The organism is Bacillus sp. GMa5/1 (assembly GCF_050172015.1).
Classification (GTDB): Bacteria; Bacillota; Bacilli; order Bacillales; family Bacillaceae_G; genus Bacillus_A; species Bacillus_A cereus.
Genome location: NZ_JBNLYC010000164.1, coordinates 1 through 8,678 on the forward strand (window position 1 = coordinate 1; position 8,678 = coordinate 8,678).

An 8,678-nucleotide genomic window follows, 5' to 3' on the forward strand; every position below is an offset into this window, starting at 1 on the left:
CAGTAAGATTTTTTATACTGTTTGCATGATAAATAAATTCCTTGTAAAAAAACACCGCTCATTTATTTCTTATACTCGTAATAAAATAAATAGAATGATTCATAGCCAATAATCATGTTTAAATTTATGAAAAAGGGAGGTAACGGAATGGACCGAAGCAATTCAAATCATACATATAACGGACCTTCCAAAGCACTGCCTCTCTCCCTATTCGACGTAAAAAATGAATTGAAACAAAAAAGCAAACTTATTCCTTCTGACACCATGTATAAATTAACGAAAGAAGAACAACTCATCATCAACAAAATAAAAATACAAACAGAACAACTAAATAAAAATAATGTTACAAGAACACGCGCATACTACCAATTTTACATTCAATATCCAGAAATACATTGGGCACTGCTTGGGCATATGGTATCACGTAACGGCGGTTGGAATATGACTGATTTAAAGGGCGATTTATATACGAGAATTTTATCAGAGAAAGATCAATTCATATTTTTTTCTTTTTTAGAAAGAGGGAATTGGCTTATTTTCCAAGATGTATACCCTCAATTTTTACTTTACGAACAAAGTGTAAAGAGATCACAAAAGTTATTTCACCTTCTCCCTCACCTAAATGTTTCTACATTTATGGAAACGATGTGGAACCATTTTTGGAAAACAGGTAACAAAAAAACTTTAGCAATTGCAACTATTATTAATGAACAAAACTACTTAGAAAAAAGAGTAATTCAAAATGTACAATTTAAAAAGACTGTACTAAATAGTATTGGATTTAAACTCTTTGATTTCTTTCAGTTTAATCATATCCTTTTCCCATTCTACGAAAATGATAAGAAACAAAAAGTATTACTATTTGGTGATACAATGAAACATTTCACTTCCTTACATGAACGGATATTAATTGGAAAAAGATTGTACTCATTATTATTTCGAGATACACATGTTTTATCTCAAATAATAAGCTGGGCTCAACACCATCCACATACAGGATCTAGGAAAGATTACTGGCCCCATTTATTTTCAAGTGTAAATGAATCTTTTTCCCGTGAGTTTTATAAGCGCCGAATTAAGAAATGCCAGTTACGAAATGGCGCTTATCGTATATACAGCCCTGCACTCATCTATGCATGGCGAGATATGAAGCATGAAGAAGTTGACAGTGAAGATTGGTTTACCGATTGGCAAGTTGTAAATTACTTAGTTGATAAGGAGGAAAATATAAATGGACAAATTACAGAAGACTACTGCAAAACACTCGAAAAAATTGAAATCGCCATTCTCGCAAAGAAAAATGTCCTCCTCCGAGAAGAAGAATGAGTTTCTAGCATTAGTAGTTACAATCTTTCTCTCTTCTATTATTGCAACTTGCTTAGATGCCTTTTTTGTTCATAAACAAATATATTCCTTTCCGGCTAGGCCCTTCTCATCCACATTTTCGGTTAATATAGCTTTTACATTGTTCGTACTGCCGATTTTAACAGTTATCTTTATACACATTTCAAAAAAATTATCTAAAGTTTCTAGAATTTCATTTATTATTTCAATCGGTATTTGTGCTAGCCTTTTTGAACAGATTGCTGAAAGTTTAGGTTTATTTGTACATAGTGCGAATTGGAACCATACATATTCTTTATTTGGTTATATAATTTTTCATTCTTTTATTTGGAACGTATATAATTGGATAAAAAAATAAAGAGACCATTATAGGTCTCTTCTTAAGCATACTCTTCCGTTATTACTAATGGTGTCAATGTTTGAAGGCTTTTAGAGCGTAAACGATAGGCAACGACTTTCTTCTTATATTGCTTAATGACATCAACATGTTCCTCATAGCTATATAGCGAAAATCTAATCTCTTTACTCCCTTTCTTCGTATCAATGACTATTGGTGTCCCTTCTCCGTGCGGCGGGAAATAATGTTTATCTAAAAACAACGCCTCATTAAATTCATGAATAACTTGTAGTTTCATTTCTCCCTCTATATTTTTTCCATCTATCGATATAGAAGTATTTTCCGCCTCAAGCTTTTGATGCAATTCAAATCTACTAATAATTGATTCTACAACAGAAGTGGGCATGCTAGAAACTAATACTTTAATAGCTCCAAAAACAAATAATGTAACTATAAACCATGTTGTCATTGTTATCATCTCCATTACATTTAAAAAATAAATTTCGTTCCATACGGTATTAGTATACTAATAAGTATTCCAGTTACAATCATCGTTACCGAACCGATAGTCGCTTCTTTCTCGCCTTCTTTCACTAAACGACTCACACCGATAATATGTGATGCACAGCCCATTCCAACTCCTTTTCCAATCGTACTTGTTATACGGAAAAACTTAAGTACTGTTGGTCCGATCATAGCACCTGTTATTCCTGCAACAACTACAAAACTAGAAGTCATAGATGGAATACCACCAATTTGATCCGCTATTGAAAGGGCAATTGGCATTGTCGCTACCTGTGGTAAAGTAGTTAATATAAGTTCCTTATCTATATTTAAAATTCCGCCAATCACTACATTCATGCTCGTTACAGCCACTATACCTATCACTACTCCGATTAGTATCGATGAAAAATTTTTCATCAGTATCTTTCGCTCTTTAAATAGAGGTATGGCCAATGCTACAATTGCAGGGCTCAATAAGCTTGAAAGAATGTTTCCCCCATTTTCCCTATACTCATGATGAGAAATACCCAAAATCAAAAATAAACAAATCATAATTGCCGTAACTGTTAACACTGGTAACGTAAATGCAAACGTAAATTTTTTATATAGCTTTGTCGCCAAGAAATAAATTGCTACAGTAATAATAATTAAGACCATTTGAATCGTGCACCTTGTCGATTTTATTTTTTTGATGTGACTAATAATTGACTTATATACCCTGAAACAATCAAAGTTACTACAGTACTTGCAACTACTAAAAGGAATATAATACTTCCCTTACTGAAAAGAAAAGACCCGTATTCCATGAGCCCTGTTGTCGAAGGGATTAAAAATAACGGTAAAAATACGATTAACTTTTCCGAACCTAACTCAAACCATTTTAACGGTAAAACGCGAGTGGAAAGGAGCAGGAACAGTATTAACATCCCTATTAAATTCCCCGATATTGATAGATGGAATATTTCCTGAATCCACGTACCCACTAGGCTAAATACATATAGCACGCCTACTTGAAGTAAAAGCGTCACGTACTTCATTTCTTTCCCTCATTTCACTATCACACATCCATATTATGAAATCTCATTTAGCGTGTCGGCAAACCGTTTAATTCCAAGTTGAATTTGTTCTATATTCGCTCTACCAAACGTAAATCGTATATATTCATTTTTCGAACCTAAAACACTGCCCGGAACAAATGCGACACCATTCCGTATAGATTCACCTAATAAGTGATATTCATCAAACTTTCCTGTTACTTTACACCATACATGTATTCCACCCTCTGGCACGAAACATTCAACTCGTTCTCCCAATGTTCCTTCAAGCTCTGCAATTAATTCATCTCTTCTTTGCTTCAATTGTCCACGAAGTATCGTAATATGTGTATGGAAATCCTTTGATTCTAAAAATTGATTTGCTACCCACTGCGTAAATACACTATGGCCAAAATCAACTTGTTGCTTTGCATCTGCTAAACGCTCAATTACGCGTGTAGGACCAATTACCCATCCAATACGTAATCCTGATGCAACAATTTTTGATAGTGAACTTATATAAAGAACATTTCCATTTTGGTCCATTGATTTTAATGTTGGGTTCACTTCTCCATTAAAAGAAATTAAACTATACGGATCATCTTCTACAATTGGTATACCGAACTCAGAAGACAGTTCTAAAATTTTTTTACGTCTCGCTAATGAAAGCACAGTACCCGTCGGATTCTGATAATCTGGATTCAAAAACACCATACGAATGCGATGCTTTTTGTGCAAATCGATTAAGTCATCTGGATTCATTCCATGCTCATCAACAGGTAAATGAAATATGTTTAAACCGGCCGATTTAAACATTGGAAGCGAAAAACAATACGAAGGATCTTCAATCGCGATCGCATCGCCAGGTTTTAATAAACATTGAACGATAAGATTAAGCGCCTGTTGTGCTCCTGACGTAATAAGAATAGAGCTTGAATCTGCTTCAATTTGTTTATATTGCTGAACATGTGCTGCAATTGTTTTTCTCAACATCTCATTTCCAAGTGGATGGTCATAACCGAGGTTTTCCATAAATGTTTTCTCCGACAAAATTGTTCGAAATCTATCACTTGGAATTAATTCTGGTGACAGTTCACCACTTGCTAAATTAATTAAATCATCTTTTTGTGTTTCCGTTCGAATTTGTTGAACGAGTGGTACGTTAGGTAAGAACGATCCATCCTCCACGTACCTACCCCAGTTCGGTATTCGTTTATGTGAGACACCCCATATGTCTGTATTGACCCGTGTTCCGCTTCCCTTTTGCCGTTCTACTACTCCAAGTGATTTTAATTCTTCATACGCAGCTACTATTGTACTCCGGTTCACCTGTAATTCCTTTGCTAACATACGCTCAGAAGGTAACTTACTATCAGAAGGAAATTCGCCTGAAGAAATGCCTCTTTCAATATAATCTGCAATTTGTTTATATACAGGTGTCTTATCTGCACGATTTGGTTTCCATTCCATATAGTTCCCTCCTTTCAAAACGAACTATCCTCATTTTTTACTAACAGTATTCACCGTAAAAATAGTATTAATTAGTCACATTTTCTTATCCGTAAATGGATATATCCAAAATGGTTCTCTTTCTGATTACTCAATAGCTTCTGAAATTCCAACTTCATACTCTCATTTCAGTTCTTTTACAAACTATTAAATCATTACCGCATACCATGTTACCCCAACTAGTAGAACAAAAAGAAGAAGAATATAGATTGCAGATAAGTTTTTCACATTTCTTTTTGTAGACTTACCGTAATTCTCCTCCACGTTTCTTGCAACTAGTACAGTCCCAAATAGCGATACAATTACAATAATAACGACTAGTGAAATTGCAAAACTCATTGTCTTTTCACCTCTCTAAGACCCATCTATTTTAATTAAAGAACTTACATAAAAACCTTCCTCTTTAAAACGTTGATAACATACTACCTTTCTTCTCTTATCATAATAGATGTTTGCAAAAAGCGGACCAACCACTTTCGTGTTTTTTTGCTCATCCACTAAAAAAATAAAAAGCAACTGATCACTTAGGACCAGTTGCTTTTTTCACACAATAATTTTTCATTTAAAATTAATTCGATTTAAAAGTTTCGCCTTTTCATAATGAAACATCGACTGAGATAACTCAAAAATTGTTCCATTTACAAGATACACTGTATTTTCAATAAGAAGCGCCGGATCACCTTCATTTAATTCTAAAAGCTGTGCATTTTCTTTATTTACTTTTTCACAACTAATAACTTTATCAGCAAAACCAATATTTAATCGTAAATCTTCAATGAAATAACTGTATACAGAGCTTAATGCTATTTCTTCGTTCAAATATGGAATAATATCCTTTTTGAAATAACTTACTTCAATAGAGAATGGTTTAGCATCTACAATTCTTAAGCGCTTCAAAAAATACAACCTAGTTCCAGCTTCGCATTGCATCTGCTTTGCTATCTCTTCGTCCGCATCTATTACTTCAAGCTCTAACACTTTCGTTTCAATATTTTGTGAAACAAGATTTTTCGTTAATCCACGTAAACTTCCTAAATTAATGTAATCTGTTACAGAAGTTTCGCGTAAAAACATGCCACTACCTTGCACTTGAAAAATATAACCTCTATTCACAAGCTGACTAATTACTTTACGTATCGTATTACGGCTTACTTCAAATCGATTCATCAACGCTTCTTCTGTAGGTAGTTTTTTCGTTTCATTAAAAAGCCCATCTCGAATGTTTTGCTCTAACACATCTGCAATTTGTTTATACTTTGCACTCATACACTTTCTCCTAAAATACTCTTTTATCTGTTATAACTCTTCCCCTCTCGTTTCGATCACACGTTTATACCAATGAAACGAAAGTTTCTTCTTACGTTTTAAGTTATCATTATGATCGACAAAAATAAAGCCATATTGCTTTTTATATCCATTTAACCAACTTAAAAGATCAATCACTGACCATGCATAATAACCTTTTAAGTTAATTCCCTCTTCAATTGCACGCTTCATTACTTTTAAATGCGCTTCAATAAATTTAATTCTCGGAACATCTACAATTTCTCCGTCAATGATCGGATCTTCATCACCAAGTCCATTTTCCGTTACATACATCTTTATGTCACCGTAACGCGCTTTCAACATATGCAATCCCTCTAAGAAACCTTCGGGAGATATTTCCCATCCCCATTTTGTATATGTTTTATCATCCATTTTAACTGTTCGATAAAAACCATCAAAAGAAGAGTTACCTGGAGCAAGCGTTGAGTTTTCTCGAGAATGTTCCTCACTCTTTATATCCATATCGTATCTTTCTACTCGTATTGGTTGATAATAATTCAAGCCAATAAAATCATTTTCTTCTGCATTTTGTTTAATGATTTCTAATTCTTCAACCGTCCAATTAGGAGTCCATCCTTTTTCCTTTAATTGTTGTACAACATAAGACGGATACTCGCCTTTTAAAATTGGATCATAATACCAATACGTTTCATATTCATTCGCATGATTTGCTGCTTGTATATTTTCTTTTTGATCATCCACACTATAAGCTGGTAAGAAAACATGTGTAATCCCAATTTCACCATATTGTTTCAGCTGCTTGTACACCGCAACTGTTTTCGCGTGTGCATAAAATACATAATGAGTAGCTTGAAAATACTTTGGAACATCATTTTGTATTCCTGGTGGATGTGCACCTTTTAAATAACCTAATCCACAAAACATTACGGTCTCATTAAAAGTAATCCAATGCTTAACTCTGTCACCAAATGCCTTAAAACAAGTTTCTGCATATTTTACGAAAGCCTCTGCTGTTCTTTTATTCGTCCATCCACCATCTTTTTCTAACGGTAATGGTAAATCCCAATGATATAAAGTGACAAACGGCACAATCCCGTATTTTAAACATTCATCAATTAAGTTGTTATAAAATTCAATCCCTTTTTCATTTACCTTTCCATCTCCAGTCGGCAATATTCTCGCCCAAGAAATAGAAAAACGATACGATTCTAATCCCATCTCAGCCATTAAGCGAACATCTTCCTTATATCGATGATAATGATCAACAGCTACATCACCATTTGTTCCATTGTATGTTTTGCCAGGAATTTTTGAAAACTCGTCCCAATTCGTAACACCTTTTCCATCTTCATTCCATGCACCTTCTACTTGATAAGAAGCTGAAGCAGCTCCGAATAAAAAATCATGTGGAAACTTCATAGTATATACCTCCATTTCATTACAATAAATCAAATTCAATCATACATATAAAATTTATAGGTACAAATTTTATATGTATGATTATATCTTATGTTTTTATTTTTTTCTATTATAAAAGTACAATTTATATTGTTGGTTATTGGAAAAGAAAAAGAAGCGATATATTTTATCGCTTCTTACTCTCATCATCTTTATTCTTTTATTAATGACTTATTCGCTCTTATAACTTCTTGATACAATAATGGTGACCACTTTTCATTTATGTAGTCTTGAATTACCCAGCCCACTCTCAAAGGATTCTTTTGTTTTATATAGTTTGCAATTTCAGGATTTATATAAGAGGCATAGTAATATGGACTATTCCATGCTGTACCACCAGAAGACAAGCTTGTAAAATTAATATATAGATGATTTAAATCCTCGCTATTGTTCATCGTTTCATCCATCGTATCTTTAATAGATTTTACTTTCTCATCATAGCTCACTTTATATTTATCTTGTACTGTTACATTTGCATTTTGGTTTACAGTTGTGGTAAACGTCTCATTATCTGGCCAATAAAAATTATTATATCCTCCAGGTTCATTACTACCACTATATCTTTTTAGTAGTACAATTTTCCCACGAGCATCTCCAAGCTTTATATTTCCTTCTGTTTTTAAAAAAATAGGATCAACAAAATATTTTTTTTCAAACGTGCTACTAAATGAATCTTCTGCCCCTTTCATATCCTCATACTCTTTTTTTAAAGACATAATAATTGTTTCACTCGGGTTATCTTTTAAAAATTGTTTCGCTTCATTTATGAATTCATGCAGTGTTACGTAAAGATATAATGGCCCATGATGAAGAACTATCGTATTATCATCTGTTAAACGTCCTCTTATATCAAAAATGCGAGCTCCATGGTCCATTTGATAGCGAAAATCATATTCTTGCGTCATTCCCCATACTTGCTTAATCGGATTTTGCAACTTGAACGTCCCACTATCGTGTGTTCCTGGAATTGAAATTCGTGCTAACGGGATATTATCAGGTATAGGTTGCATCCATTTTGACAAATTTTCAAGCTCATTAACAGAGCTAGCTGCAACTACTCTCTTATCATGTAAAGCAAATACAAATGTGATAAATATTGTACTACATATGAATAATTTCAAAATTAACTTCTTATTGCTCATTATTATCCCTCTCTCTTTCTGTTTTTATATCAAACTTATTGAATATAATATAAGCTAGCTCAG

The 8,678-nt window shown here is 33.4% G+C and carries 10 protein-coding genes; 2 read left to right on the top strand and 8 right to left on the bottom strand.

The genetic code is table 11. From position 1 onward, the window contains the following. The first annotated feature begins 147 nt into the window (after window positions 1-147). Entirely contained in the window at window positions 148-1,326 is a 1,179-nt protein-coding gene (locus ACQGSG_RS23775; RefSeq protein WP_000376162.1) for a DUF2515 domain-containing protein, read from the top strand. Then, window positions 1,301-1,702, top strand: coding sequence for a CBO0543 family protein (locus tag ACQGSG_RS23780; RefSeq protein ID WP_033667178.1), 402 nt, complete (start codon window positions 1,301-1,303; stop codon window positions 1,700-1,702). The genes ACQGSG_RS23775 and ACQGSG_RS23780 overlap by 26 nt, the downstream gene beginning before the upstream one ends. 22 nt (window positions 1,703-1,724) lie before the next feature. On the opposite strand, the gene ACQGSG_RS23785 is transcribed toward ACQGSG_RS23780, so the two are convergent. The 8 genes from ACQGSG_RS23785 to plcA form a co-directional block, all read right to left on the bottom strand. Next, window positions 1,725-2,150 (bottom strand): YfmQ family protein, encoded by a 426-nt coding sequence (locus ACQGSG_RS23785; RefSeq protein WP_000214645.1) that lies wholly within the window; start codon window positions 2,148-2,150, stop codon window positions 1,725-1,727. A 20-nt stretch (window positions 2,151-2,170) separates the two neighbouring features. Continuing rightward, window positions 2,171-2,842: an LrgB family protein gene (locus tag ACQGSG_RS23790; RefSeq protein WP_097997975.1), complete on the bottom strand. Its 672-nt coding sequence runs from the start codon at window positions 2,840-2,842 to the stop codon at window positions 2,171-2,173. A gap of 23 nt (window positions 2,843-2,865) precedes the next feature. Beyond that, on the bottom strand, window positions 2,866-3,222 hold the full coding sequence (locus ACQGSG_RS23795) for a CidA/LrgA family holin-like protein (protein WP_000878486.1): 357 nt from the start codon (window positions 3,220-3,222) through the stop codon (window positions 2,866-2,868). Between the two features lie 33 nt (window positions 3,223-3,255). Continuing rightward, window positions 3,256-4,689, bottom strand: a complete 1,434-nt coding sequence (locus tag ACQGSG_RS23800) for a PLP-dependent aminotransferase family protein (RefSeq protein WP_000454966.1) — start codon at window positions 4,687-4,689, stop codon at window positions 3,256-3,258. A gap of 186 nt (window positions 4,690-4,875) precedes the next feature. Beyond that, window positions 4,876-5,067, bottom strand: coding sequence for a hypothetical protein (locus tag ACQGSG_RS23805; RefSeq protein WP_000006459.1), 192 nt, complete (start codon window positions 5,065-5,067; stop codon window positions 4,876-4,878). Window positions 5,068-5,286: 219 nt separating this feature from the next. Beyond that, complete coding sequence (locus ACQGSG_RS23810) at window positions 5,287-5,994, bottom strand: GntR family transcriptional regulator (RefSeq protein WP_001274909.1); 708 nt, start codon at window positions 5,992-5,994, stop codon at window positions 5,287-5,289. Between the two features lie 30 nt (window positions 5,995-6,024). After that, window positions 6,025-7,434 carry a glycoside hydrolase family 1 protein gene (locus tag ACQGSG_RS23815; RefSeq protein WP_000671630.1) on the bottom strand — a complete coding sequence of 470 codons (1,410 nt, stop codon included), beginning with the start codon at window positions 7,432-7,434 and terminating at the stop codon, window positions 6,025-6,027. A 191-nt stretch (window positions 7,435-7,625) separates the two neighbouring features. Further along, the gene (gene plcA / locus ACQGSG_RS23820) at window positions 7,626-8,615 is read right to left on the bottom strand and encodes a phosphatidylinositol diacylglycerol-lyase (protein ID WP_000066292.1); all 990 of its coding nucleotides are present in this window, start codon (window positions 8,613-8,615) and stop codon (window positions 7,626-7,628) included. Window positions 8,616-8,678: the final 63 nt, after the last annotated feature.

Bases quoted from the DNA above. Each gene is read 5' to 3' on its own strand.
- ACQGSG_RS23800 (WP_000454966.1), bottom strand. From the start codon at position 4,689: ATGGAATGGAAACCAAATCGTGCAGATAAGACACCTGTATATAAACAA.
- ACQGSG_RS23810 (WP_001274909.1), bottom strand. From the start codon at position 5,994: ATGAGTGCAAAGTATAAACAAATTGCAGATGTGTTAGAGCAAAACATT.
- ACQGSG_RS23785 (WP_000214645.1), bottom strand. From the start codon at position 2,150: ATGACAACATGGTTTATAGTTACATTATTTGTTTTTGGAGCTATTAAA.
- ACQGSG_RS23795 (WP_000878486.1), bottom strand. From the start codon at position 3,222: ATGAAGTACGTGACGCTTTTACTTCAAGTAGGCGTGCTATATGTATTT.
- ACQGSG_RS23780 (WP_033667178.1), top strand. From the start codon at position 1,301: ATGTCCTCCTCCGAGAAGAAGAATGAGTTTCTAGCATTAGTAGTTACA.
- ACQGSG_RS23805 (WP_000006459.1), bottom strand. From the start codon at position 5,067: ATGAGTTTTGCAATTTCACTAGTCGTTATTATTGTAATTGTATCGCTA.
- ACQGSG_RS23815 (WP_000671630.1), bottom strand. From the start codon at position 7,434: ATGAAGTTTCCACATGATTTTTTATTCGGAGCTGCTTCAGCTTCTTAT.
- ACQGSG_RS23775 (WP_000376162.1), top strand. From the start codon at position 148: ATGGACCGAAGCAATTCAAATCATACATATAACGGACCTTCCAAAGCA.
- plcA (WP_000066292.1), bottom strand. From the start codon at position 8,615: ATGAGCAATAAGAAGTTAATTTTGAAATTATTCATATGTAGTACAATA.
- ACQGSG_RS23790 (WP_097997975.1), bottom strand. From the start codon at position 2,842: ATGGTCTTAATTATTATTACTGTAGCAATTTATTTCTTGGCGACAAAG.